This is a genomic window from Paenisporosarcina sp. P4_B8 (genome assembly GCF_056402175.1).
Window position 1 is genome coordinate 1 of record NZ_JBFUHX010000003.1, and the last position, 26569, is coordinate 26569.

General features: G+C 41.4%; 22 protein-coding genes, 8 tRNA genes and 2 rRNA genes. 31 read left to right on the top strand and 1 reads right to left on the bottom strand.

Translation table 11 applies throughout. The annotated features are described in order from the left end of the window. From AC1DSK_RS03725 to AC1DSK_RS03770, 10 genes are all read left to right on the top strand, one after another. Nucleotides 1–173: ribosomal RNA gene (locus AC1DSK_RS03725) — 23S ribosomal RNA — on the top strand; the annotation flags it as partial. 67 nt (nt 174–240) lie between these two features. Continuing rightward, nucleotides 241–356: ribosomal RNA gene (gene rrf / locus AC1DSK_RS03730) — 5S ribosomal RNA — on the top strand. 20 nt (nt 357–376) lie between these two features. Then, a tRNA-Asn gene (locus AC1DSK_RS03735) sits at nt 377–451 on the top strand. Between the two features lie 13 nt (nt 452–464). Continuing rightward, nucleotides 465–537, top strand: a tRNA-Thr gene (locus AC1DSK_RS03740). A 38-nt stretch (nt 538–575) separates the two neighbouring features. Beyond that, nucleotides 576–650: transfer RNA gene (locus AC1DSK_RS03745), tRNA-Glu, on the top strand. Nucleotides 651–808: 158 nt separating this feature from the next. Beyond that, nucleotides 809–884 (top strand) — tRNA-Val (locus AC1DSK_RS03750). A 22-nt stretch (nt 885–906) separates the two neighbouring features. Continuing rightward, nucleotides 907–990 (top strand) — tRNA-Tyr (locus AC1DSK_RS03755). A gap of 18 nt (nt 991–1008) precedes the next feature. Further along, nucleotides 1009–1083 (top strand) — tRNA-Gln (locus tag AC1DSK_RS03760). Nucleotides 1084–1095: 12 nt separating this feature from the next. After that, nucleotides 1096–1168: transfer RNA gene (locus AC1DSK_RS03765), tRNA-Lys, on the top strand. A 23-nt stretch (nt 1169–1191) separates the two neighbouring features. Further along, nucleotides 1192–1264 (top strand) — tRNA-Ala (locus AC1DSK_RS03770). A 65-nt stretch (nt 1265–1329) separates the two neighbouring features. Here AC1DSK_RS03770 and AC1DSK_RS03775 read toward each other — a convergent pair. Then, nucleotides 1330–2220, bottom strand: a complete 891-nt coding sequence (locus AC1DSK_RS03775) for a LysR family transcriptional regulator (RefSeq protein ID WP_477546665.1) — start codon at nt 2218–2220, stop codon at nt 1330–1332. 93 nt (nt 2221–2313) lie between these two features. Here AC1DSK_RS03775 and AC1DSK_RS03780 point away from each other — a divergent pair, with 93 nt between their 5' ends. The 21 genes from AC1DSK_RS03780 to AC1DSK_RS03880 all read left to right on the top strand — a co-directional run bounded on the left by AC1DSK_RS03780 (nt 2314) and on the right by AC1DSK_RS03880 (nt 26289). Next, nucleotides 2314–3384 carry a citrate/2-methylcitrate synthase gene (locus AC1DSK_RS03780; protein ID WP_477546666.1) on the top strand — a complete coding sequence of 357 codons (1071 nt, stop codon included), beginning with the start codon at nt 2314–2316 and terminating at the stop codon, nt 3382–3384. Nucleotides 3385–3413: 29 nt separating this feature from the next. After that, nucleotides 3414–3998: a GNAT family N-acetyltransferase gene (locus AC1DSK_RS03785; protein WP_477546667.1), complete on the top strand. Its 585-nt coding sequence runs from the start codon at nt 3414–3416 to the stop codon at nt 3996–3998. 67 nt (nt 3999–4065) lie between these two features. Continuing rightward, nucleotides 4066–4971 carry an arginase gene (gene rocF, locus AC1DSK_RS03790; protein WP_477531896.1) on the top strand — a complete coding sequence of 302 codons (906 nt, stop codon included), beginning with the start codon at nt 4066–4068 and terminating at the stop codon, nt 4969–4971. A 235-nt stretch (nt 4972–5206) separates the two neighbouring features. Next, entirely contained in the window at nt 5207–5770 is a 564-nt protein-coding gene (sigW, locus tag AC1DSK_RS03795) for an RNA polymerase sigma factor SigW (RefSeq protein ID WP_477546668.1), read from the top strand. A 12-nt stretch (nt 5771–5782) separates the two neighbouring features. Further along, entirely contained in the window at nt 5783–6409 is a 627-nt protein-coding gene (locus AC1DSK_RS03800) for a zf-HC2 domain-containing protein (protein WP_477546669.1), read from the top strand. 299 nt (nt 6410–6708) lie between these two features. Continuing rightward, on the top strand, nt 6709–7545 hold the full coding sequence (cdaA, locus tag AC1DSK_RS03805; RefSeq protein WP_016429492.1) for a diadenylate cyclase CdaA: 837 nt from the start codon (nt 6709–6711) through the stop codon (nt 7543–7545). Further along, the gene (locus tag AC1DSK_RS03810) at nt 7538–8824 is read left to right on the top strand and encodes a CdaR family protein (protein ID WP_477546670.1); all 1287 of its coding nucleotides are present in this window, start codon (nt 7538–7540) and stop codon (nt 8822–8824) included. The genes cdaA and AC1DSK_RS03810 overlap by 8 nt, the downstream gene beginning before the upstream one ends. A 28-nt stretch (nt 8825–8852) precedes the next feature. Further along, a complete protein-coding gene (glmM, locus tag AC1DSK_RS03815; RefSeq protein ID WP_477546671.1) occupies nt 8853–10205 on the top strand; it encodes a phosphoglucosamine mutase in 1353 nt (450 codons plus the stop codon). A gap of 158 nt (nt 10206–10363) precedes the next feature. After that, nucleotides 10364–10813: an Lrp/AsnC family transcriptional regulator gene (locus AC1DSK_RS03820; RefSeq protein ID WP_016429495.1), complete on the top strand. Its 450-nt coding sequence runs from the start codon at nt 10364–10366 to the stop codon at nt 10811–10813. Between the two features lie 330 nt (nt 10814–11143). After that, nucleotides 11144–12085, top strand: coding sequence for a nickel ABC transporter permease (nikB, locus tag AC1DSK_RS03825; protein WP_477546672.1), 942 nt, complete (start codon nt 11144–11146; stop codon nt 12083–12085). A gap of 16 nt (nt 12086–12101) precedes the next feature. After that, nucleotides 12102–12998, top strand: coding sequence for an ABC transporter permease (locus AC1DSK_RS03830; protein WP_477546673.1), 897 nt, complete (start codon nt 12102–12104; stop codon nt 12996–12998). 142 nt (nt 12999–13140) lie between these two features. Then, entirely contained in the window at nt 13141–14694 is a 1554-nt protein-coding gene (locus tag AC1DSK_RS03835; protein WP_477546674.1) for a glutathione ABC transporter substrate-binding protein, read from the top strand. 11 nt (nt 14695–14705) lie between these two features. After that, nucleotides 14706–15710, top strand: coding sequence for an ABC transporter ATP-binding protein (locus AC1DSK_RS03840; RefSeq protein WP_477546675.1), 1005 nt, complete (start codon nt 14706–14708; stop codon nt 15708–15710). After that, complete coding sequence (locus AC1DSK_RS03845) at nt 15685–16686, top strand: ABC transporter ATP-binding protein (protein WP_477546676.1); 1002 nt, start codon at nt 15685–15687, stop codon at nt 16684–16686. Before AC1DSK_RS03840 ends, AC1DSK_RS03845 begins: the two co-directional genes overlap by 26 nt. Nucleotides 16687–16719: 33 nt before the next feature. Beyond that, entirely contained in the window at nt 16720–18324 is a 1605-nt protein-coding gene (locus AC1DSK_RS03850; RefSeq protein ID WP_477546677.1) for a gamma-glutamyltransferase family protein, read from the top strand. Further along, on the top strand, nt 18318–18914 hold the full coding sequence (locus tag AC1DSK_RS03855) for a chromate transporter (RefSeq protein ID WP_477546678.1): 597 nt from the start codon (nt 18318–18320) through the stop codon (nt 18912–18914). The genes AC1DSK_RS03850 and AC1DSK_RS03855 overlap by 7 nt, the downstream gene beginning before the upstream one ends. Then, entirely contained in the window at nt 18911–19441 is a 531-nt protein-coding gene (locus tag AC1DSK_RS03860) for a chromate transporter (RefSeq protein ID WP_477531887.1), read from the top strand. The genes AC1DSK_RS03855 and AC1DSK_RS03860 overlap by 4 nt, the downstream gene beginning before the upstream one ends. A 920-nt stretch (nt 19442–20361) precedes the next feature. After that, the gene (gene glmS, locus AC1DSK_RS03865) at nt 20362–22164 is read left to right on the top strand and encodes a glutamine--fructose-6-phosphate transaminase (isomerizing) (protein WP_477546679.1); all 1803 of its coding nucleotides are present in this window, start codon (nt 20362–20364) and stop codon (nt 22162–22164) included. A gap of 504 nt (nt 22165–22668) precedes the next feature. Continuing rightward, a complete protein-coding gene (locus tag AC1DSK_RS03870; RefSeq protein WP_477546680.1) occupies nt 22669–23349 on the top strand; it encodes a response regulator transcription factor in 681 nt (226 codons plus the stop codon). Beyond that, nucleotides 23346–24755 carry a sensor histidine kinase gene (locus AC1DSK_RS03875; RefSeq protein WP_477546681.1) on the top strand — a complete coding sequence of 470 codons (1410 nt, stop codon included), beginning with the start codon at nt 23346–23348 and terminating at the stop codon, nt 24753–24755. The genes AC1DSK_RS03870 and AC1DSK_RS03875 overlap by 4 nt, the downstream gene beginning before the upstream one ends. Nucleotides 24756–24921: 166 nt before the next feature. Beyond that, nucleotides 24922–26289 (top strand): PepSY-associated TM helix domain-containing protein, encoded by a 1368-nt coding sequence (locus AC1DSK_RS03880; RefSeq protein WP_477546682.1) that lies wholly within the window; start codon nt 24922–24924, stop codon nt 26287–26289. The last annotated feature ends 280 nt before the right edge of the window (nt 26290–26569 follow it).

Here is a 26569-nt window from a genome sequence, read left to right on the forward strand (position 1 = left end):
GTGTGGCCGGGATAAGTGCTGAAAGCATCTAAGCATGAAGCCCCCCTCAAGATGAGATTTCCCATTACGCAAGTAAGTAAGATCCCTCAAAGACGATGAGGTAGATAGGTTCGAGGTGGAAGCGCGGTGACGTGTGCAGCTGACGAATACTAATCGATCGAGGACTTAACCAAAATGAATTTGAATGGTTTTCAATGACCCGTTTATCCAGTTTTGAGTGAACAAACACTCAAAAAAAAGTCTAGTGATAATGGCAAAGAGGTCACACCCGTTCCCATACCGAACACGGAAGTTAAGCTCTTTAGCGCCGATGGTAGTTGGGGGTTTCCCCCTGTGAGAGTAGGACGTCGCTAGGCTTTTTTATTTATACTTTTATTCCGAAGTAGCTCAGTGGTAGAGCAATCGGCTGTTAACCGATTGGTCGTAGGTTCGAGTCCTACCTTCGGAGCCACTACTTTCTTCTTGCTTCCATAGCTCAGCAGGTAGAGTGCTTCCATGGTAAGGAAGAGGTCACCGGTTCGAGCCCGGTTGGAAGCTTTTTTCCAAAAATACAGTACTCGTTTATCATACATATCGGCCCCTTGGTCAAGCGGTTAAGACACCGCCCTTTCACGGCGGTAACACGGGTTCGAATCCCGTAGGGGTCACCATGAATTTCTTTTTACGTAACTTTAACCAGTTCGTAAAAAGGATCAAAAGCAAGTAGTTCTAGGAAACGAACGAATGAATGAAGGAGCGTACAAAAGTACGTGACTGAAATGAATGCGTGAGTTGACAACGAAATACGCCGCTTTTCATTCTTTTTACCGGAGGATTAGCTCAGCTGGGAGAGCATCTGCCTTACAAGCAGAGGGTCGGCGGTTCGAGCCCGTCATCCTCCACCATTATTTTTATATGTTTACCCTTGGAGGGGTAGTGAAGTGGCTAAACACGACGGACTGTAAATCCGTTCCTTCGGGTTCGGCGGTTCGAATCCGCCCCCCTCCACCATTTTTTCGATTTTACTAATGGGGTATAGCCAAGCGGTAAGGCAACGGATTTTGATTCCGTCACGCCCTGGTTCGAATCCAGGTACCCCAGCCATAACTTTTGTACGAGCCATTAGCTCAGTTGGTAGAGCATCTGACTTTTAATCAGAGGGTCGTAGGTTCGAATCCTACATGGCTCATTTTTTTTATTTAATCTTTTTTCGGGGCCTTAGCTCAGCTGGGAGAGCGCCTGCCTTGCACGCAGGAGGTCAGCGGTTCGATCCCGCTAGGCTCCATAATTGAAAAGATGTTTGGAATAATTATATTCCAAACATCTTTTTTTGTTTTTCTGAAATCATGTTTATCCAAAATAATGCGATGACAAGAGTTGAATGAACTCTTTCTCCAAATCTCCTTGTTTCTTCACGACTACATAGGTCGTGACTTTCGGTAATTCAAATAAATCAAAATGGACATTCTTCAATCTGCCCTCCAGTAGTTCACGTCTGACAATAGAGTGCGGAAGGAATGAAATACCGAGCCCTTCCTGGATAAAACGTTTGGTGATATGTGCTTGAGAGACTTTCATGGAACGCAAGCCGGTTACTTGTTTTCTTAACTTTATCAACACGTCATCCCAAAATACGGGGTGATGGTGGGTAAACAGTGTATAAGTTTGTAAAAACTCCATTTCATCGTACGCAGGTCCACTTTCATCATCATAGATATCCACAGGAGCAATGAAAAGAAGAGGTTCTTCAAAAATTGGAATCGATTCAATATGTTTATAAGTCGAATTTAATGCGGATATCCCCAAATGTACGTCTTCTTTATCCACAAGTTCTTCGATGAGGTGCGATTCTTCCACGCGAATCGTGATTTCTAAGTCTGGATGTTGACGCATAAATGAACGCAGGATATGAGGTAATATGGTTTCTGCAAGCAACGGAGAAATGGCGATGGTCCAATTCCTTCTAAACCCCTGTTTGTATGCATGAACGGTTTGGATACTTTCTTCATATTGTTGAAGGAGTTTGTCTGCTTTATCCACAAATAATTTGCCAGCATCCGATAGCGTAACCCGGTTTTTGCTACGTTCAAATAAAGAAATCCCTAAAAATTCTTCCAACAATTTAATGTGCACGGAAACACTCGGTTGTGACATTAAAAGTTGCTCGGAAGTTTTACGGAAATTAAGCGTCTTGGCAGCTACACTGAATGTTTTTATCCATTGAATTTCAATAACAAACACCTCTAATTAAGAAAATTAATTAAGTTAATTATAACTATTTAATTTTTATAATCAATTTACCGACGTATACTTCTTTTATAGGAGGCGATCAGTATGTTTCAAAAAGGTTTGAAAGACGTGGTGGCCGTTCACACGAAAATCGCATCGGTCGATGGAGACAAAGGTGAATTGCGCTACCGTGGAGAACTTGTGGATAAAATCATCCCAAATGCAACATTTGAACAGTTGTCCACATTTTTATGGACAGGAGAGAAGGAACCAGTTTCCCCATTACTGAAAGAAGGAAGAGTACTTCCTAAACATGTACTAAACCTACTGGAGCAATTGCCCATTGATTTACAAGTGATGGATGTATTGAAGGTGGCTGTTTCGGCTTACGGAACCCCGTCATTCCTGGGAAAATCAACATATGAACAATCGGTTATTTTAACAGCTGCTCTTCCGGTAATCGTTGCCTTTTATTATCGAAGACAACAAGGATTGGAGCCTTTGTCTTCACTTGATAATCTCGGACATACAGCCAATTTTTTATACTTGTTAACAGGGATATCCCCAACACCTGCACAAGTGGAAGCGCTTGAGACGTATTTGTTATTAACAATGGAGCATGGTTTGAATGCATCGACGTTTGCTGCACGTGTCACCATCTCAACGGAGTCTGATATTCCATCTGCAATTGTATCTGCACTAGGGACGATGAAAGGTCCTTTACATGGAGGTGCTCCTTCAGGGGTGCTTGATTTATTGGACGAGATGCAGTCTTCCGAAGGTGTTCGTTCAGTCATAGAAGAAAAGCTGGCTAGAGGAGAACGCATCATGGGGTTCGGTCACAGGATCTATAAAACGGAAGATCCACGTTCGATTGTGCTTCGTGAAAAATGTTTATCACTTCAAGGAGAAGATGCATGGCTTGATCTTGCTACTTTTGCTGAAAAAGAAATAATTCATCTGTTAAATGAACATAAACCTGGCCGCAAGCTGTATACCAATGTCGAGTTCTATGCTGCAGCCATCATGCGTGCCATTAATTTGGACCCGGCACTCTTTACACCTACCTTCAGTGTGGCTCGAATTGTCGGGTGGACTGCCCATGCGATGGAACAAGCAGAAGATAACACAATTTTCAGACCGCAGTCTGTATATATTGGAAAAACTTTTGTATGATAGTGTAAAAGTTGTTGGGAGTGTGGAATATGAGCGTTTTATTAATGCATGATGATGTGACGTTACGACCGATGCAAGAATCCGACATTGAAAGACTGTGGAGACTGACAACGTCCGAAACGTTTACTTTTATGCTTAATAAATTTCAGCATATGGAAGAGTTTGAAAAGTGGATGAGCTCTGGCTATGAAGATATGCAATTAACTGATTCGACAATGGTTTTTGTTGCAGCGAACTCAAAAACGGAGGAACTGTATGGTTCTACACGTATATATAACATTGACCATGCGAATAAAACATGTGAAATAGGCGGTACTTTTTATGGCAAACCATTTCAACGAACGCATATCAATACGACGGCTAAGTGGCTGCTGCTTACATATGCCTTTGAAACGCTTGGCATGATTCGCGTTCAATTTAAAACAGATGAAGAAAATGTGGAGTCTCAAAAAGCGATTGAACGACTCGGAGCCCAAAAAGAAGGCATCTTACGAAATGAACGAATTCGCTCGACTGGAAAACCGCGCAATGCCGTTGTTTACTCAATCATTGAAAAAGAGTGGGCCAGCGTCAACAAAGGGTTGCAAGAAAAAATGAATAAATATTCAAAATGATGTGCAGTTGAGCCAAGTGTACCTCCTGATTTACAATAGACCTAAGTAAATGGGGAGGTATAAAATAATGAATAAATTAAATATATCTTTAATTGGGGTACCGATGGATTTGGGGCAAAATCGTCGTGGGGTTGATATGGGACCGAGTGCGATTCGTTACGCTGGCGTTGTTGAACGTTTAGAAGAGATTGGTCACACGGTAACAGACGAAGGCGATATCCAAATTGCAGCGGCAGAAAAAACTGCTCCAACGAATACAAATTTACGCAACTTAAAAGAAGTAACAGATGCAAGTACAACTTTAGCTAATAAAATACATGACGTTATGGAAAATGGTCAATTCCCACTTATTCTAGGTGGAGATCATAGTATTGCCATTGGCACATTGGCTGGTTTAGGCGATCGTTATGAAAATCTAGGCGTTATCTGGTACGATGCGCATGCAGATTTAAATACGGGAGATACGTCTCCATCTGGTAACATTCACGGGATGCCACTTGCAGTAAGTATTGGATTGGGCAATGAACAATTGGTGAATATTCGTGGATTTGCACCAAAAATCAAGCCTGAAAATGTTGTCATTATCGGCGCACGTTCAATTGATCCTGGTGAGCGTGAGTTAATTAAAGAAAAAGGCATCAAAGTGTTCACGATGCATGATATCGATAAGCTTGGAATGACGGAAGTTATGGACAAAGCTATGTGGTATTTAAAAGATCGTGAAGTAGATGGTGTCCATTTATCACTGGATTTAGATGGAATTGATCCGATTTATACACCAGGTGTGGGAACTCCTGTACCGGGTGGAATCAGTTACCGCGAAAGTCATTTAGCGATGGAAATGCTGTATTCTGCAGACATAATCACATCAGCTGAATTCGTTGAAGTAAACCCGATTCTTGATGAGAAAAATAAAACAGCGGATGTAGCTGTAGCTTTGATGGGCTCACTATTCGGCGAAAAATTATTATAAGTTAATATCGAACGGTTCAACCTGGCATATGATGCTATGGTTGAACTGTTTTTGTATTTAATTTCATGCCACTAATTGACATGAATGGCCGTCAACTTATAGGTAAGTTTTTAATTAATTGTAAGTATCTTGAAATATTTCTGATATAATATTAGGTATTGATAAAAAAGATGAAACCTGTCTCAACTTTAATCCGTATAAGTAAGACAGCCGCATGAGCGGAGGGGAAATCACCATGGATGCTTTGGTCAACAAACGAATAAAAGAAGTATTAAAAGGCGATCAAAATGCATTCGCGGAGATTGTCGAGCTATACCAAGATAAATTATATCGGGTATGTTTTCGTATGCTTGGAAACATGCATGAAGCGGAGGATATCGCACAGGAAGCATTTGTTCGTGCCTTCATTAACATCCATACGTATGATACAAATCGAAAATTTTCAACTTGGTTGTACCGAATTGGAACCAATTTGTGTATCGACCGTATAAGAAAGAAGAAACCGGATTATTACTTGGATGCAGAGGTTTCAGGTACAGAAGGTTTGAATATGTATTCGCAAATCGCTGCCTCAGAAGAATTGCCGGAAGATCAGGTAATGAAAATGGAAATGCAAGACCGTGTCCAATATGAAATCAGTCGCTTGCCGGATAAGTACCGCGCAGTGATTGTACTGAAATATATGGAGGATTTGCCGCTCCAGGAAATCAGTGACATTTTGGAAATGCCACTTGGAACTGTGAAAACCCGTATCCACAGAGGGCGCGAAGCGCTCAGAAAGCAATTGAGTAACATGTAGGAGGGATTCACGATGAACAAATGTCCAGAACATATCGTTCACTATATGCATGAATATTTGGATGGCGACATCAGTGTTGAACATGAGCAGGAGCTCAAAACCCATTTAATCAATTGTCCGTCTTGTCAGCAGCACATGCATGAGTTAAGCAAAGTCACTGCGTTCGTTCAGAGCGCTTCACATATTACAGCACCGAATGGTTTTGTGGAAGGCGTGACTGCACGATTGCCAAAAGAAACATCAAAAGTTGGGATGAAACGCTGGTTCCACAGCCATCCATTACTGACTGCTGCAGCCTTGTTTATGATTCTGATGAGTGCTTCACTCTTCTCCAGTTATAACGATGACCAACATTTCTCGTTTACAAAACAACCAAACCTTGTGGTTGAAGGAGAAAAAGTAATCGTTCCTGCAGGAGAGATTGTCAAAGGGGACTTGGTTGTCAAAAATGGTGACCTTCAAATTGATGGAGAAGTAGATGGGAATGTGACGGTAATCAATGGACAGTATATGGCCTCAACAGCCAATGTGACAGGTGAAATAGAAGAAATCAATCAAGTGTTTGATTGGCTTTGGTACAAAATTAAAGCAGGCGCAAAAGACGTCACGTCGCTTGTTGATGGAAAAGAAGATAAATAAGCCTACCCGTTGAGGGTGGGCTTTTGCTTTGTCCCTATTGAAAGGTAGGAGATAGGACATGATTCCGGCTGCGAAATATGTGAACGCGAAAAGAAGTTGTGGAAAAGCGAATAAAAGTCTATTAAACGAGAATAGAAATGGAATAACCACGAATAGAAGTCCCCAAAACACGCATAGGCCAAAATCCATGCGCTATAAGTGTCAATCTTGCCTGAAGCGTTGCGCTATTAGGCAGAAGGCTGGATGTTTATGTTATACTGATTCCATATGAATATGTGATGAAAAGTGGGGGATGCCACATGCCGTTTATTGACCAATTCACCGATTTGACGCCGGTAAACGTGCTCGTTAATATACTTGATGTGTTACTCGTGTGGTTTGTCATTTATAAGATCTTCACTTTGATAAAAGGAACGAAAGCGGTCCAATTATTAAAAGGAATCTTTGTAATCATCATTGTCCGGGTGCTAACGCAAACAGTTGGATTGGATACACTTGGTTGGATGATGCAAAAAATCATTGACTGGGGCTTTCTTGCCATTATTATTATTTTCCAACCGGAGCTAAGACGTGCACTCGAACAAATAGGTCGAGGGAAATTATTCGCCCGCACGAGCCTTCAAGAAGCAGAAGAGCAAAATCGATTGATTGAAGCTATGACGAAATCTGTAAGCTATATGGCAAAACGCCGAATTGGTGCGTTGATTTCGATTGAACGCGAAACAGGGTTAACGGAGTACATTGAAACGGGTATTAAAATGAACTCTGAAACTACATCGGAATTATTGATTAATATTTTCATACCGAACACGCCACTTCATGATGGTGCGGTTATTATGCAAAAAAATAAAATAGCAGCGGCTGCCTGTTATTTGCCGTTATCTGAAAGTCCATTCATTTCGAAAGAGCTTGGTACACGTCATCGTGCGGCACTGGGTATAAGCGAAGTGACGGATGCCATTACCATTATTGTATCTGAGGAAACGGGAGCGGTTAGTTTAACGTCTAACGGAGACCTTCACAGAAATCTATCCATTGAAGAATTTGAAACACGCTTGCGTAAAGTGTGGTTTGGACCTGAACCTGAAATGGTTAGCACTTCTAAATGGACGTGGAGGGGGAAAAAGAATGGATAAAATGATGAATAGCCCTTGGTTTTTGAGAATCACTGCGCTACTTCTTGCCATGCTTTTGTTCTTGACGATTAAATCCGATGAAGAAAGCTTGAATGCATCAACGAACGGGAACATGACGGATATTATTCGCGATGTGCCGGTGGAAGTCTATTATGATGATGAGAACTTAGTGGTCACGGGAGTTCCAGAGACCGTTGATGTGACGATAGAAGGACCTACGTCGATTGTACAATCAGCAAAACAGTTGCAAGATTTCACCGTCTTTGTGGATTTACGCAATTTGAATATGGGTCAGCATAATGTCATGCTCCAAGTGGAAAACGTGTCAGAAAAACTTGAAGTCACCTTAGATCCTTCTAATATCGAAGTGAGTATTGAAGAGAAAATAACCCGGGAAATGCGGGTAGATGCTGAATTTAACGAACGATTGCTGGCTGAAGACTTTATCGTGACGGGCATGAAAACGAACCCTGAACGCGTATTGATAACGGGAGCGAAAAGTGTAGTTGAAAGCATCAGTTTTGTAAAAGCAACCGTCGGGGGAGAGCCAGGGCTCAATAAAACATTCACGCAAGAAGCGAGCGTAAAAGTATTGGATAAGGATTTATCCAAATTGAATGTGACCATTGAACCTGCTCAAGTGGACGTCACGGTTAACATTGAAGAATATAGCAAAGAGGTACCCATTGCTTTAAGGCAAATCGGGCCACCTAAAGAAGGCGTAATAATTAATGATTTAACGCCGGCATTTGAGTATGTACGTGTGTACGGAAACCGAGCGGTAGTCGATGCATTGGAGTCAATCAAGGTGGACGTAGATGTGAGTAAGCTTGAAGAATCAAAAAAACTCGCATTGAAATTACCGGTACCTAAAGGTGCGTCGAGACTTTCTGAATCTCAACTGGAAGTACTTGTTGATGTGACACCAGCACCTGAAGAAGAGCCGGTGTTGGACGAGTCAGCCCAAGTACCAGCTGAAGAAGAAAACGAAGTTAAAACAACATCCCGTGAATTCGCGGATATTAATGTAGAAGTCAGAGGGTTGAATGAAAAGGATCGTTACTCATTCAGCCAACCTGAAAGTGGTCAAGTCCTCTTGACTGTACGAGGTGAAAGTCCATATATTGACACATTAAGCGCGAAGGATTTTCAAGTATATGTAGATGCAAGCACAGCTGAAAACGGTGAGAATCATTTGAATGTCACCGTTGAAGGTCCTGGGAACGTGACTTGGACGGTGTCTTCACCTTCTGTCACAGTGGATGTCGTGCGAGCTTAAGTTTGGATTTGAAGGAGAGAATAGATAAATGGGTAAATATTTTGGAACTGATGGGGTACGAGGCGTTGCGAATAGCGAGCTTACACCAGAATTAGCATTTAAATTAGGTCGTATCGGTGGATACGTTTTAACAAAAGGAGCTACAAGTCGTCCGAAAGTTTTGATTGGACGTGATACACGTATCTCCGGTCATATGCTGGAAGGTGCACTGGTTGCTGGTCTTTTATCGGTAGGTGCAGAAGTTATGCGTTTAGGCGTCATCAGTACGCCAGGTGTTTCTTACTTAACGCGTGTGATGAGTGCTGAAGCGGGCGTCATGATTTCAGCTTCACATAACCCGGTTGCGGATAATGGAATCAAATTCTTTGGTTCTGATGGCTTCAAACTTTCTGATGAACAAGAAGCGGAAATCGAAACGCTTATTGATACAGAAGTAGATGAATTGCCACGCCCGGTTGGCGGCAATTTAGGATCTGTTACGGACTACTTTGAAGGTGGACAAAAATACATCAGTTACTTAAAGCAAACGTTGGATGAAGATTTTGTTGGCATCCATGTTGCTTTGGACTGCGCACATGGCTCTACTTCTTCTTTAGCAACTCATGTTTTTGCTGACCTGGATGCGGATCTTTCCACAATGGGCGCATCACCGAACGGTTTGAACATTAACGAAGGTGTCGGATCTACTCACCCTGAAGTATTGGCTAAGTTTGTCGTTGACAAAGGAGCTCATGTAGGGCTTGCGTTTGATGGAGACGGCGATCGTCTGATTGCAGTGGATGAAAAAGGTCAAATCGTAGATGGCGATCAAATTATGTACATTTGTGCGAAGCACTTGCATAGTGAAGGCCGTTTGAAGCACGATACAGTTGTTTCTACAGTTATGAGTAACATGGGCTTCTATAAGGCGCTTGAATCTCATGGCATGAGTAGCGTGCAAACAGCGGTTGGTGATCGATATGTTGTCGAGGAAATGAAAAACAATGGCTACAATTTAGGTGGAGAACAATCAGGACACATCGTGTTTCTGGATTATAATACAACAGGTGATGGTTTACTAACGGGTCTTCAATTGGTGAACATCATGAAAATTACAGGCAAGAAGCTGTCTGAACTTGCAGCTGAAATGACGATTTTCCCACAAAAACTTGTGAATGTACGTGTCACGGACAAACATGGCGTAACGGATAATGCAAAAGTGGCGGCAGTCATTGCGGAAGTTGAGCAAGAAATGGCTGGCAATGGCCGCGTGTTGGTACGTCCTTCCGGTACTGAACCATTGGTGCGTGTCATGGTTGAAGCGTCAACGCAAGAAGATTGCGAACGATATGTGGAACGCATTGCTGAAGTTGTGCGTACTGAAATGGGACTAGCAGAATAATTTATTTGGAGGGCCAGCTTCTATGAAGTTGGTCTTCTGTCGTTCTGTGTATATAAATTCCCATTTAAAAACAAGTCGTAAGAATATTAATTATTTTTCTTCCCAGCTGCTAATTCTTTTCGTATAATACCAATACAATGGTGGAAAGTGGGTGGCCCATGCGTTTAGATGCTACAGATAAACGTATTTTAGAATTATTGATTGCCAATGGACGCTTATCGTATGTAGATATAGGTAAAGAATTGAACTTATCACGCGTTGCTGTGCGCGAACGTGTACACCAGTTGCAAGAAGCGGGAGTCATTGAACGTTTCACGGTGGTAATCAACTCGGAGAAAGTTGGTAAAAGTGTATCTGGCTTCTTTGAAGTGGACTGTGAACCATCTTCGCTTGTGGAAGTGGCTGAAAAACTTGCTGATAACCCTAGTGTTGCGAGCTGTTATCAAATGACCGGACCTTCAACCCTGCATATGCATGTCTTGGTGGATGATTTCTCCAATCTGGAAAAGTTCATCAACGAAGAATTGTACGCATTGGAAGGCATTACGCGTGTGGAAAGCCACATATTATTAAGACGTTTCAAGAGCCGAAGTGGATTAAAACTATAACAAAATAAAGACCCCTGACATTTCTTATGAAAAGTCAGGGGTCTTTTTGTGTAGAAATTTCAACTTACGAAATGATTGTAAACGTTTTCATCGTTTTAATAAGGCGATACTAACATTTTGATTGAGTTTTTCTGAAATGAATTACGTTATGTAGGAGATAATCACTATTTATTAACGAAAGGTAGATAAAAATTGAAAAATTATAATTTATTTGAATATTCATGTAGATTTTTAATTCTCAATGCTCTATAATCACATTTAACAAATAACAACCAATTGTTAATCAAATTAAAAAAATCAATTAACAATTGTAAGAAGGTGGGGGAATAAATGATAGCTTTGATTGTCAGAAGAGGGATACAACTAGTTTTTTTATTACTAGGAATTTCCTTTCTTGTCTTTTCATCCATGTACATAGCTCCTGGCGACCCAGCCACGATGGTGGGCGGACCTACGGCGACTGAAACCGATTTGGAAGCCATCCGAGATAATCTTGGCTTAAATGATCCATTCCTTGTTCAATATGGAAGGTATTTAAAACATGCAGCTCAAGGGGATTTTGGTTATTCCTATCAGTCAAAGCAAGCTGTTTCAGAGGCTATATCAATCCGTTTTCCAAATACATTAAAACTTGCGATTTCCAGTATGATTGTTGCGGTAGTCATTGGGATATTTGCAGGGTTGATATCAGCACTCAAACATAATTCATGGCTGGATGTCACGTCAACCACGTTTGCGCTTGCTGGCATTTCCATTCCGAACTTTTGGTTAGGTACACTGTTAATTTTAGTGTTTGCAGTAAATCTGCAATGGCTTCCAGTAGGTGGACTTTCCGAACCTTTTTACACGGTTGACGGTTTCAAACAATTGATTTTACCGGCAATTACTCTTGGTACGGGCTCTGCAGCTATGATTGCACGAATGGCGAGGTCTTCCATGCTTGAAGTGATTAAAGCTGATTATGTTAGGACAGCAAGGGCGAAAGGTGTGAAAGAACGAAACGTCATTTGGATTCACACGCTGAAAAATGCCATGATTCCAGTCATCACAGTCATCGGACTTAACTTTGGATTTTTGCTAGGGGGAACAATCATTACTGAAAAAGTATTCGCCATCAATGGTGTAGGTAGGTTAATGATTGATTCAATCGCAATGAGAGATTTCCCTATGGTTCAAGGATCTGTGCTGTTAGTGGCCACTCTGTTTGTGGTCGTAAATTTAATCGTAGATATTGTTTATACCTTTATCGATCCACGTATCAGCTACGACTGATGAAAGGAGATACCATATGACGAATGCAATCCTGACGACGGAGAAACGTTTGCCGGTTGTTAAGAAAAAAGAAAAAGTTTATATGACTACTTTAAAAAGATTGTTCAAAAATAAGTTAGCAGTTGCGGGATTGGTCATCATCCTTTTACAAATCGGAATGGCAGTTTTTGCGCCACTTATTGCGATCCATGATCCCATTAAACAAAACTTGGTGGCAAGCGAATTGCCAATGTTTTCAGATGGCCATTGGTTAGGAACTGACAACTATGGACGGGATGTGTGGGCACGAATTGTCTACGGTGCACGAATTTCCTTGCTTGTAGGGATCATGGCCGTATCACTAGGTCTGATTGGGGGTGTCACGCTTGGATTGCTCGGCGGGTACTATAAAAAATTGGATGGCGTCATCATGCGCATTGTTGATTTATTGTTCTCGTTCCCAGGGATATTGCTAGCGATGTTGATTATCGCAATTTTGGGCACGAATTTGGTCAATGTCGCCATCGCAATCAGTATTTGGTCCATTCCAACATGTGCCCGTATTGTACGAGGCTCGGTTCTTTCCATTAAACAGAAAGAATACATCATGGCGATGAAGTCATTGGGCGCATCTGATTTTCGAATTATGATTCGTCACATTTTACCGAATGCATTCGCACCGATCATTGTATTCGCGACGATGCGAATGGCTACGGCGATATTATCCACAGCTGCACTCAGTTATTTAGGACTGGGCGCTCAGCCTCCCACACCTGAGTGGGGAGCCATGATTGCACAAGGTCAAGATTATATGTGGACGTCACCTCATTTAACAATCATCCCAGGTGTTGCTATTATGTTGACGGTTTTTGCATTCAATGTTGTCGGTGATGGATTGCGGGATGCGTTAGATCCGAATATGGATATTCAATGAAAAGCGAAACGCGCCACTTTAGCTCGGCGCCGGCGCTTGAAGAACCGATTCGAAAGCTTGTTTTCGCATGAGGGACTAAAGCTGAAGTGCGAACTGGCGTGTATTGCCAGACATCAATAATAATGGAGCAGGGGGAAAAAGAATGAAGAAAATAGTATGGTACTCAATCATGTTAATGGTAATGCTTGTACTTGCAGCTTGCTCGGGGGAATCCGCATCAGCACCTAAAGATTCTGATGGGAAATCAAGTGGTGGATCTGCAAGTAATGAAACATTCACATATGCATCGACTTCAGATGCTGTCGGGTTATCACCGATCTTAATGAACGACGCAGTTTCCGCGAATATCACGGAGCATGTCTATGAGCAACTATTTACTCGTAACGGAGATACACAGGAATTTGAACCTTTGCTTGCTGAATCATATGAAAACCCTGATGAAAACACATGGGTCATTAAATTAAAAGAAGGTATCAAATTCCACGATGGTACACCTTTTAATGCTGAAGCAGTAAAATATACATTTGATAAACTTCGCGATCCAGCAACTGCTGCACCACGTGCATCATTATTGGAACCGGTTGATACGATTACAGTATTAGACGAACACACGGTTGAAATTAAAACAAAGTATCCGTATGGACCGTTCTTAGCGGCTTTATCACATACAAATGCAGCGATTGTCAGCCCAACTGCCGACAAGAAACAAGACTTAATGAAAGATCCAGTTGGAACGGGTCCATTCAAGTTTGTTAGTTGGACACCTGGAGATAAAGTTGAATTAGAAGCAAATGAAGAATATTGGGATGGGGCACCGGAATTAAAGAAAGTTATGCTAAAAGTCGTTCCGGAAATTTCAACTGCGATTTCCATGCTACAAACAGGGGAAGTTCAATTCATCGATAATTTACCAACAGAGCAAGTGAAGCGATTGGAATCAATGGATAACATCAATATTGAAAAGAAAGATGGTACGAGTGTTTATTACTTAACGTTCAACCATTCACTTGAGAGAAACCAAGATGCTGAGTTCCGTAAAGCAGTTGCATTAGCAGTAGACCGTGATGCATTTGTTTCGAAACTGAATGGTTTAGGTGTAAGAAGTGATAGTGTTATCGGGCCGCAAGTATTCGGCTTTGATGAATCTGCAGACAAAGCGGGAACGGCGTATGATGTTGAAGCGGCAAAAGCCTTAGTTAAGAAAAATGGATACGGGGACAAACCAATAAAATTATTAACTGCTAATCGCGACAATTTCATCTTAATGGCTGAAATCGTACAAGCTCAATTAACTGAAGCAGGATTCAAAGTAGAGATTGAATCGATGGAATGGGCAACATTCTTGGATACAGCTCGCGCGGGAGACTATGACCTTACTTTCTTGAGTTGGTCAAATGTAACGGGAGATGGTTCTGAATTATTATATCCGAACTTCCATAGTGATAACGTTGGTTCATCTAACCGTTCTCAATACAGCAATCCGGAATTTGACGAACTGGTTGTTCAATCTCGTACAACGATTGACCAGGATGAGCGTTTGCAAATTCTAGATGAAGCCAATCATTTAATGATTGATGAAAATGTTGTCATCCCAATGTATCACGGGATTGTTACGGCAGCGCTGGATAAAAATTATTCTGGTCTTGAAATTGATCCAAATGGTAAGTGGTCCTTGAAAAAAGTTTCAAGAAAGTAGGGGGAAATGATATGGAGACATTACTCGAAGTGAATCACTTGGTAACCGAATTTCGCACAGCGGACGGCAACGTCCAAGCTGTGCGGGATGTCTCCTTTTCCATTGCGAAAGGGGAGACGCTTTGTATCGTTGGTGAATCAGGCTGCGGGAAAAGTATTACGTCCCTATCTGTCATTGGACTGCTTCCGAGTAATGGAAAGATCGCAGGCGGAGAAGTGAAGTACGAAGGAAAGCCGATTCATAATCTACCATACGAAGAAATGAGAAAAATGCGTGGGACGAAAATTTCAATGATTTTCCAAGAACCGATGACCGCATTGAATCCAGTATTGACGGTGGGGTACCAATTGCGTGAACCACTCATTTTGCATCATAAAGTCAGCAAAAGTGAAGCGACGAAACAAGGCATAGAGTTATTGAAGCAAGTCGGCATTCCCTATCCGGAGAAACGTATGAATCAATACCCACATGAACTGAGTGGGGGGATGAGACAACGAGTCATGATTGCCATTGCCCTCGCCTGCCATCCTGGCCTGCTCATTGCAGATGAACCAACTACTGCATTGGACGTCACCATTCAGGCTCAAATTTTGGATTTAATTAATGACCTTAAAGAAAAATTGAATATGGGCGTTATGATGATTACCCATGATATGGGCGTTGTCGCTGAAGTTGCTGACCGTGTGATGGTCATGTATGCAGGTAAAAAAGTGGAGGAAGGCACGGTCACTGAAATATTTGATCATCCAAAACATCCGTATACAATTGGCTTGCTGAATTCAGTTCCGAACATTGATGATCCTGATTTTGAGTTGGAACCGATTCCTGGGTCCCTTCCGAGTTTACAGGAACACATACAAGGATGTCGTTTCCATCCGCGATGTAAATTTGCGACTGATAAATGCCGGGAACTGACACCACCTGAATTTAAAACGGATGAAGGACATGTCGTCAGTTGTTGGTTGCACGAAGAAGTGGAGGAGGTTAAGCATGGTCACCTTGTCGCCCAAATCTGATCCAAAAATTCTCCTTGAGTTAAGAGGCGTGAAAAAGTATTTTCCTATTAAAGGCGGTATTTTGAAACGCGTTCAAGGCAACGTGAAAGCTGTAGAAGATGTGTCACTTCAATTGTTTGAAGGGGAAAGTCTGGGAGTGGTTGGCGAATCGGGCTGTGGAAAATCAACTCTGGGTAGAGCCATTTTAGGACTGGAAGAATTGACGGAAGGAAAAATCCACTTTCGTGACGAAGAAATACAAGATTTAAAGCGTAAAGAAAAATTGAAATTCATCAAAGAAATGCAGATGATTTTCCAAGATCCATATGCGTCCCTAAATCCACGCCAACGGATTGGTCATGCATTGGAAGAAGTATTTACAATGCATACAAACATGTCTGCAAAAGAAAAGCGAGCGAGTGTATTGGATTTACTACAAGAAGTCGGATTGAAAGAAGAACATTTTGAACGGTATCCGCATGAATTCAGTGGCGGGCAACGGCAACGAATCGGCATTGCGCGTGCGATTGCCTTGAATCCTTCTTTTGTCATTTGTGATGAAGCGGTTTCGGCTTTGGATGTTTCAGTCCAGGCACAAGTGTTAAAATTATTGAAGTCGCTACAAGAAAAATACCAGTTGTCGTACTTATTTATTTCTCATGACCTGGGCGTTGTCCGTTATTTCTGTGATCGGGTCTTGGTTATGTATCTGGGCAACACGGTGGAGCTCGGCACGGTAAAAGATTTGTTTGCTAATCCATTGCACCCGTACACGCAGGCTCTGCTTTCCGCTATTCCGAGGCCATCTGTTCAAAAAAATACTAAACGGATTCGTTTGCAGGGGGATTTGCCAAATCCGGCAAACCCTCCTAGTGGATGTCCATTTCACACACGTTGTCCGATTGCACAGGAAGTATGCAAAGTCGACAAACCGGCTTGGCAAGAAGTAGAACCAGCTCATTTTGCTGCTTGTCATTTTTCAGGAACAAAAATTTAAACATTGAACTGACTGAACTTAAGGGGGAACATCATGGATTACTTAAACCACCCATTTGCTGCGAAGCGACATACGGTATTCGCGAAAAAAGGCATGGTCGCCACTTCACAGCCACTTGCAGCACAGGCTGGTCTTGAAATATTGCAGAAAGGCGGAAATGCAATTGATGCTGCCATTGCAACAGCTGCCGCATTAACTGTAGTAGAACCCACTTCAAACGGTATCGGTGGCGATGCATTTGCCCTCGTATGGTCAAAGGACAAGTTGCATGGTCTGAATGCCTCCGGTCCTGCACCGCAATCGATTTCTGCTGAAGCCATCCGCGAGAAAGGGCATGAAAAAATGCCCGTTTTTGGCGTCATTCCAGTGACGGTTCCCGGGGTTCCAGCTGCGTGGGCTGAATTGTCCGCGAAATTCGGGAAACTTCCATTAAAGGACGTGCTCGTTCCGGCAATTCGATACGCAGAAGAAGGCTATCCATTGTCACCGATTCTCGGCAAGTATTGGAAAGCTGCCTATAAGAAGTACAAAGAAACGTTCACGGCCGAAGAATTTGCTGCCTGGTTCGAAACTTTTGCACCGGACGGTCGGGCACCTGAAATCGGGGAAGTCTGGTCTTCACCAGGCCATGCAAAAACGTTGCGTGCAATTGGTGAAACGAATGCGCGTGATTTCTACGAAGGAGAAATTGCCGACAAAATCGATGCATTCTTCAAAAAGCATGACGGATATTTAACGAAAGAAGATTTATCTACATATAAACCGCAATGGGTTGAGCCTGTTTCAGCAAACTACCGAGGTTACGATGTGTGGGAAATTCCACCGAACGGGCAAGGAATGGTTGCGTTGATGGCGTTGAACGTATTCAAGCAATTGGATCCACCTGCTTGGCAGGATGCGGACACATTCCACCGACAAATCGAAGCGATGAAGCTGGCATTTACAGATGGCCAGGCATTCATTACAGAACCTGAAGCAATGCCTCTAAGTGTCGAACATCTGCTGTCAGATGATTACGCTGTAAAACGAGCAGGTGTCATTGGGGAGACTGCAATGAACCCTGAACCGTATGAGTTGCCAAAAGGCGGAACGGTTTATTTAGCCGCTGCGGATGACGAAGGAAACATGATTTCTTACATCCAAAGTAACTATATGGGCTTCGGCTCGGGTATCGTGATTCCAGGCACAGGCATTGGACTGCAAAACCGAGGGCATGATTTTTCACTGGATGAAACACATCCGAACGTTCTGAAGCCAGGCAAGCGAACGTACCATACGATTATTCCTGGCTTCCTGACGAAAGATGGTCAGGCTGTTGGACCGTTTGGTGTGATGGGTGGATACATGCAACCACAAGGACATTTCCAAGTGGTCACAAATACAGTTGACTTCCTATTAAATCCGCAAGCAACGTTGGATATGCCACGCTGGCAATGGATGAAAGGGAAGACTGTCCATGTAGAACCGGAGTTTCCGAACTACTTGGTTCAGAGTTTGGTTAGAAAAGGACATGACATTCACGTAACATCCGATGGAGGCAGTTTTGGACGTGGGCAAATAATATGGCGAAACCCTAAAACGGGTGTGCTTCAAGGTGGCACAGAATCCCGAACAGACGGAGCTATCGCCGCTTGGTAGAACGTGCTGGGGTGAAGAACGCTACGGGACGTCCACGTCGTGTTCTTTACCGCAATATCACACTAGCTTTCTTTCGCACAGGCATGCTTGGATTTGGAGGGGGTCCTTCCTCTATTCCATTGGTCCATCAGGAAGTCGTGAAAAAATATGAATGGATGACGGATGACGAGTTCGGCGACACTTTAGCTCTTGCCAATACGTTGCCAGGTCCCATTGCGACTAAAATCGCTGGATATATTGGCTACCGGATAGCGGGTGTCTGGGGATGCTTGATTGCCCTTGCGGCATCTGTCATACCAACAGTTGTATTGATGATTGTCTTTTTAGGATTATTGCAAACATATAAAGATATTCCCTGGGTTCAACATATGTCAGCGTCCGTCGTACCGGTTGTTGCGGTCATGCTTGCCGTATTGACTTGGGATTTTGTTAAGAAATCAGGAGAAACTCTCGGTTGGATGCGCGCCATATTATTGATCGGGTTATCCGGCATTCTAATAGAAGGTTTGCAAATCCATCCGGCTATTGTCATTTTGGTTTGTATCCTTATCGTCTTTTCACCGCTCCTGAAAAGGAGGAAAAAAGCATGATTTATTGGCACTTGTTTTTAGCATTTTTCATTCCTGGTATTCTCGGTTATGGTGGAGGACCAGCTTCGATTCCATTAGTAGAGCATGAAGTGGTAGGGAATTATGAATGGTTAACCACGCAGGAATTTAGTGAAGTGGTCGCGATTGGCAATTCCTTGCCTGGTCCAATTGCTACGAAAATGGCGGGGTATATTGGGTACACGGAAGCGGGAGTACTCGGATCTATCGTCGCGATGTTCGCGAGCGTCGCACCGTCTTTACTCCTGATGATTGGCATGATGGCCATTCTGCTTAAGTACAAAGACGAACCGGAAGTGAAGAACTTAACGAAGATCATTCGACCAGTCATCGCTGTTTTGCTTGGTTTCATGACCATACAGTTTGCGCAGGAATCAGTTGAAGGTGTTGGTCCCGGTTATACTTTGTTTTTGATGGCGGCAAGTTTCGTTCTATTGGAAAAAGTGAAGTTGCACCCAGCTTTTGTCATTGCGTTGGCATTGGTATTTGGTGCTATAACGGGTTTGTAGAGTCGCAGAGATGCGGCTCTTTTCCATTTTCCCGATACACTTCGCATCTCTTTGTCAGCTGCGCTCACTCACATCCTCATGTACTTATGTACACTCCGGTGTTCGCTCGCTTGCTTCCGCGACCTGCTCGTGTCTCGGAAAAATGGTGTGTTACACTTCGCATCTCTTTGTCAGCTGCGCTCACTCACATCCTCATGTACTTATGTACACTCCGGTGTTCGCTCGCTTGCTTCCGCGACCTGCTCGTGTCTCGGAAAAATGGTGTGTTACACGTCGCATTTCTTTGTCAGCTGCGCTCACTCACATCCTCATGCACTTTAAGTGCACTCCGGTGTTCGCTCACTTGTTTCCTCGACATACTGTTGTCCCGGAAAAATGGGGAGAATTGTTATTTAAGAATGATTGAAAGGCTATCTCAAAACAAGATACTTGGTGAAAAATGGTCATTGAGAACCTATAAAATGTTTAATTAAACACGGAAAAACGGATGGTAAATTTTAAAAGGCTGTTTTCTTAGACTTTCATGTTTCTTTGGAATATATTGAGGGTATGTACTGTATTGACGTATGTATGTGAATTCAGTATGATAGGTGTGCTGACGTGAATTGTAAGTCATTGACAACTGACTACTTTAACGTCATCGTGCAAAAGGAGTGAATTTACGCACGTCAAAAAATCGGAAAACAATGATAGCGCCTGAGCTGAAGAAATCGGACGGAAATGGATCTTCAGCAGACGAGGAGGAGGAGTATCGAAGATTCGGCGGATACCTCCCGGCCGCGATGCCCGGTCGTAATTCTGATTCTTAAACCGCAGAAGTGATTTTGCGATTAAAGGAAGAAGAGGGCACACGAACAGCGTCTGCACGCTTAGCAGAACGCTTATTTTATTATGATTAAATTATTGGAGGATTTTAAATTATGTGCGGAATTGTAGGATACATCGGAGAGTTAGATTCAAAAGAGATTTTATTAAAAGGGTTGGAAAAATTGGAATACCGCGGTTACGATTCAGCTGGTATTGCCGTTCGCAATGAAGATGGTGTAACTGTATTCAAAGAAAAAGGACGCATTGCAGACTTACGTCAAGCAGTAGAAAATGATGTGCATGCAAAAACTGGTATCGGCCACACGCGTTGGGCGACTCACGGAGTTCCTAACCAATTGAATGCCCATCCACACCAAAGTGAATCAGGTCGCTATACGCTGGTTCATAACGGAGTTATCGAGAACTATCATTTGCTTCAAAAAGAATATTTACCTGGCATGGAAATGAAGTCCGACACGGATACAGAAGTCATTGTTCAGTTGATTGAGAAATTCTCTAACGACGGCATGACTACTGGTGAAGCATTCCGCCATACACTTGGCTTGTTGCACGGATCATACGCAATCGCGCTATTGGATTCAGAAGAAGCACAAACAATTTATGTTGCGAAAAACAAGAGCCCATTATTAGTTGGACTTGGTGACGACTTCAACGTTGTAGCGTCTGACGCAATGGCGATGTTACAAGTAACAGACCAATATGTAGAGCTTCATGATCAAGAAATGGTTATTGTGAAAAAAGAGTCTGTTGAAATTCAAAAATTAGATGGCTCGGTAGTGGAGCGTCAAGCTTATACAGCTGAACTGGATATGAGCGATATCGAAAAAGGCACATACCCACATTACATGCTGAAGGAAATTGACGAGCAACCGGCTGTTATGCGTAAAATCATCCAAGCTTACCAAAACGAAAAAGGCGAGCTTGAAATCGATGAAGCAATCTTGACTGCTTTAAATGAAGCGGATCGTATGTATATTATTGCAGCAGGAACTAGCTATCATGCTGGTTTAGTAGGAAAAGAATATTTCGAGAAAATTGCGGGTATTCCAGTAGAAGTTCACATTTCAAGTGAATTCGGCTATAACATGCCGTTGCTATCTGAAAAACCATTGTTCATGTTCATCACTCAATCAGGTGAAACTGCGGATAGCCGTCAAGTATTGGTGAAAATCAAAGAAATGGGGCACCCAACGTTAACAGTAACAAACGTACAAGGTTCTACACTTTCACGTGAAGCAGATCACACATTGTTATTGCATGCAGGTCCTGAAATTGCTGTAGCGTCAACGAAGGCTTACACAGCACAAATCGCTGTACTTGCCCTTACTGCAGCAGTAGCGGCTAAAAAAGCGGGACGTACAGTAGATTTTGATTTCGTTAAAGAACTTGGTATCGTAGCTAATGCCGTTCAAGCGATGGTTGATTCAAAAGAAGAAATGGAGCAAATCGCTCGTGACTTCCTATCAACTACTCGTAACGCATTCTTCATCGGCCGAAACTTGGACTTCTGTGTCAGCATGGAAGGCGCATTGAAACTGAAAGAGATTTCTTACATCCAAGCTGAAGGCTTTGCTGGTGGCGAATTGAAACACGGAACGATCGCTCTAATTGAAGATGGTACTCCGATCTTCGCATTGGCGACACAAAAAGCAGTAAGCTTGAACATCCGTGGAAACGTTAAAGAAGTCGTAGCACGTGGCGCAAACCCATGTATCATTGCGATGGAAGGCATGGAAGAAGAAGGCGACACGTTGGTATTACCAAAAGTGCATCCTTTGTTGACACCACTTGTTTCCGTTATTCCTTTACAGTTAATCAGCTATTACGCAGCACTTCACCGTGACTGTGACGTTGATAAACCTCGTAACTTGGCGAAGTCTGTTACGGTTGAATAGAAACTAGAAATGAATGCCGATATGTTTGTTCACAGACAACTCAGTTGTACCCTGTGTACACATATTAATTTCTAATGATCTTTATAATTGTTTGTTAAATGACGAATTTCAAAACTGACGCTAATATTTTTGTTAACTAAAATAGACCTCTTTGTGTTTTATACACAAAGAGGTCTTTATTGAATATCAATATAAAATAAAAATATCAATTAAAGAAAAGTTTATCATTACTTAAATTAAGTCATTTAAAATGTTCGAATAAGATTTCATTTTATGTTTAAAAGAATCAATTCCACCCTCTAAATAATTTACAATTAGTTTTGTAACCTTTGGATCTGTAGGATAGCCTAGTTTTTCAACCCATCCATTTTTACGGAGCTTATGAATCAGAATATGCGGTATAATTTGCGCAATCGTAAAGGTAATAGCATAAAAAAGCTCATAATAACTTCACACTTTTTCGATAAGATGTTACTGGAGTTAATAATTATAGGGAGGCTCGCAGTGAATAGACTAACTATCATGGTAATTGATGATGAAGAAACAATGAGATCATTGATTAAGACATTCCTTAAAAGAGAAGGTTATCATATTTCAGAGGCATCTAACGGAATGGATGCATTAGCAAAAATATCAAAAAAAGTACCTGACCTTATTCTGGTTGACATAATGATGCCGTATATGGACGGATTCACGTTCGCGATGGAGTTGAAGAAAAAATTCGATATTCCTCTAATTTTCTTGTCTGCAAAAGGGGAGGAATGGGACAAGGTTCACGGTCTTAAACTTGGAGGTGATGACTACATTGTCAAACCCTTCCATGGAGAAGAACTGTTGGCTCGTATTGAATCCGTATTAAGAAGATCAACATATGCCACTCAACACAACAATTCACTAAGGATTGGTCCGCTCTTTCTTGATTCTTTGGGATTTAGGGCATATGTCAACGATCGAGAGCTCTCATTGACACTAAAAGAATTTGATTTGTTATTCATGCTTGCTAAAAACAGAGGGAAAGTCTTTAAAAGAGAACAGCTATTGCAAGCTATTTGGGGTGAAGACTATCAGGGGACCGGCAGGACGGTAGATACGCACATTAAAACTTTGCGATTGAAGTTAAAGGAAGATGCCGAACTCATACAAACCATTTGGAGTGTAGGCTATAAGTTTGAGGTAAGTGATTGAGAAAAATAGCATTGACATTGAGTCAGAAAGTATTATTGCTTATTATTTTGTGTATCGTTTTTGTCCTTCTCTTTTCGTTTTTTTTCCTTCATTTTTTATACAAGGATTTATATATTAACAGCGTGAAAGAATCAGTTATCTATCAAGGGGAACGAACGGCTGCCCACTATCACTATGGCTCATTAAGTGATGAAATCATTGAAAAAATCCAATGGTACAATATTGTCTCCGAGTATGAGGTAATTGTAGTGGATGATTTAGAAGATCTATCCACGTACTTTCCATATAAGCTCAATTATGAAGCTTTGGTCAATGAAGAAGATAAGGAACTACTGGAACAGGGCGATTATGTCATCAAAGATGGATATGTCGAGGAATTAAATCGAGAGATTGTCGGGGCGGTATTTCCTATACTTGCTGAGAAGAAACTAATCGGCTTTATTTATATTTATGTACCCTTGGCAGATTTGCAAGAAGTTTTTCGAGGAAGTATCCCCATCTTAATACTTGTAGGGAGTTTATTTTTCATTGTTCTATTTTTTGCTGTGAATCGTATTCATCACTCTCTATTTCAGCCACTTACAGATATTCAGAAACTTGCACTAGAGGTTTCCAATGGAAATTATTCATATCGTCTAAATTTTCTACATGACGATGAAATTGGAAAGCTCGCAAATGCATTTAATCGGATGAGTTCATCTCTTGAAGAACAAGAAGTTCGAAAAAAGGATTTTTTATCAAATATTGTACATGAATTACGCACCCCTTTGACGTATATCGGCGGTTACACGCAAGTGTTAAAGGAGCAAATCTTTTCCTCACCAGAAGAAGCCCAGCATTATTTGTGGACCATCGAAAAAGAAACAGATCGATTAATTAAATTAATACATGATTTAGTAGACCTCGATCATCTTCAAGGAAACATGTATCTACTTAATAAAGAACCAATTGCAATGGCGCAGTTACTTTTTGATACGCTTGATTTATTTAAAATTCACATGAATGAAAAAAACATACAGTTAAAAATGGATATTCAGGAAGATATAATTGGCAATGGAGATCCAAAGAGAATACAGCAAATCTTTTATAATCTGCTAGATAATGCAATTAAGTATTCACATGAGTATGGAATTATCTCAGTAATTCTGACGGAAGAAAAGGAAATACTTCGTTTTAAAATTACAAATCAAGGGACCGAAATATCCACTACAGACCTCCAACATGTTGGAGAACGTTTTTTCAGAACCGACAAGGCACGAAGTAGATCCACAGGAGGGACAGGTCTTGGTCTTTCCATTGTCAAAGAAATTGTCAGATTGCATGATGGATTGTTTTCGATAGAAAGTGATTCCAGATTTGGAACATCAGTAGTTATTGTATTACCTGTTCTCAAATCATCCAGATAGGGAGAATTTCATAAAAATCAAAATGACCTTGGATTCGGTATTCTAAGGTCATTTTCTTGTGTTAGTTATTGGTCAGTTACTTTCCCATATTTCACTCAAACTTCACTTTTATCCAATAAACTAATGATGTTGCTAATTTTCTACAAAATTGGAGGAGAAGATAAAAGTGAAAACAGGAAATTATAATCGTTTTTGGAGATGGCATTTTTATGCGGCATTATTTATTACACCCTTATTGCTTACATTAACACTTAGTGGTATTGGCTATTTATTCTATACCAATGTTGAAAATCAGCTGTATGATGATTTCTTCTTTGGCACAAGTGAGAAAACAGAAGAATTAACAATTGACCAAGGAATTTCCAATGCTGAAAATCTACATAAAGGATATTCTGTTTCGAAAGTTATTGTTTTGGATGATTCTTATAACACGCGTTTAACAATGGCGGATGAAAATGGCGAACAGAAATATGTGTTTTTAGATGACAACTACCAAATCGTGGGCAGTCAAAATGCTGATAAAACGTTCTCGAATGTTTTGCGTAACATTCATAGTTCTCTAATGGTTGGTGGGACGTTCGTTAACTATTTAGTGGAATTGGCAGCATGTTGGGCTATATTCCTTCTGTTTTCAGGTGTTTACATGACAATTAGAGGGAAGGCATTAAAGAAAAAACAAAATCTGACGAAAAGACAAATAAATAAAAAATGGCACGCATTGATTGGGTCAATTATCGTCATTCCAATGATTGTAATTATCTTTACAGGATTACCGTGGTCAGCATTTATGGGGAACTTCATTTATTCTGCTGCTCAGGAACATCCATCTATCGGGATTCCTACGTTAAAACAGCAGCCACCTACTTCTGATCTGAGTGAAATTCCTTGGGCCACTCGTAAAAATGAGGCTCCTTCATCAAAAGATGCTCACGCTCATCATAGTAACATGTCAAATATGCCTGGTAAGACCGATGAAAGCCATATGATGGTAAGTGTGCAACAACTCATGCACAAGGTTGACGAAGCGAATATCTCCAAACCGTTTTCCATCGTCTATCCAATGAGTAAAGATGGTGTATTCACAGTATCAAAAGGTAGTAATACAGGAGTCACTGGTTTGGATGTACGCCCAAATGAAGAAATGACTACGTATTTCGATCAGTATAGCGGGAAACTTATTTCAGAAGTTAACTATGATGATTATGGCATCTTAGCAAAGTGGTTTACACTGGGGATTCCATTGCATGAAGGGCATTTATTTGGCTGGCCAAACAAGTTAATTAATTTAGTTGTATGTGTAGCCTTCATATTTGTTATCATCTGGGGTTTTAAAACATGGCTATCTCGTAAAAAGGCAGGTCAACTCTCTGCACCACCAAACGTTGCAAGCGGTGTGCCTATCGGCTTTATAGCATTAATGATTGTGTTAGGAATCATTATGCCACTGTTTGGTATTTCGTTACTCTTCGTTGTATGCATTGAGGGAATTATGTATCTCATCAAGAAACAAAAAAACACTTCTTCAACAAATTAACACGCAAGGAAAAAGCATCGAAAAATCACTGAGATTGATTTTTCGATGCTTTTATTTGTCTTCACTATTTCAAGCTTGTCTGAATTGTGTCCCTTTAAAAATGACGTCACTATTGAGTACCCGACATTAAGCCAAGATACAGGGAGAGTATGTTACTTGTTTTAGTGTAACAAGATTTCAATGTAATAAACCACTCATCCAAATCTATGACATCACAAACGATATCATGATCTCGAAACCATGCATAAAAAAACATATCATCTAAGAAAATACCCTATTC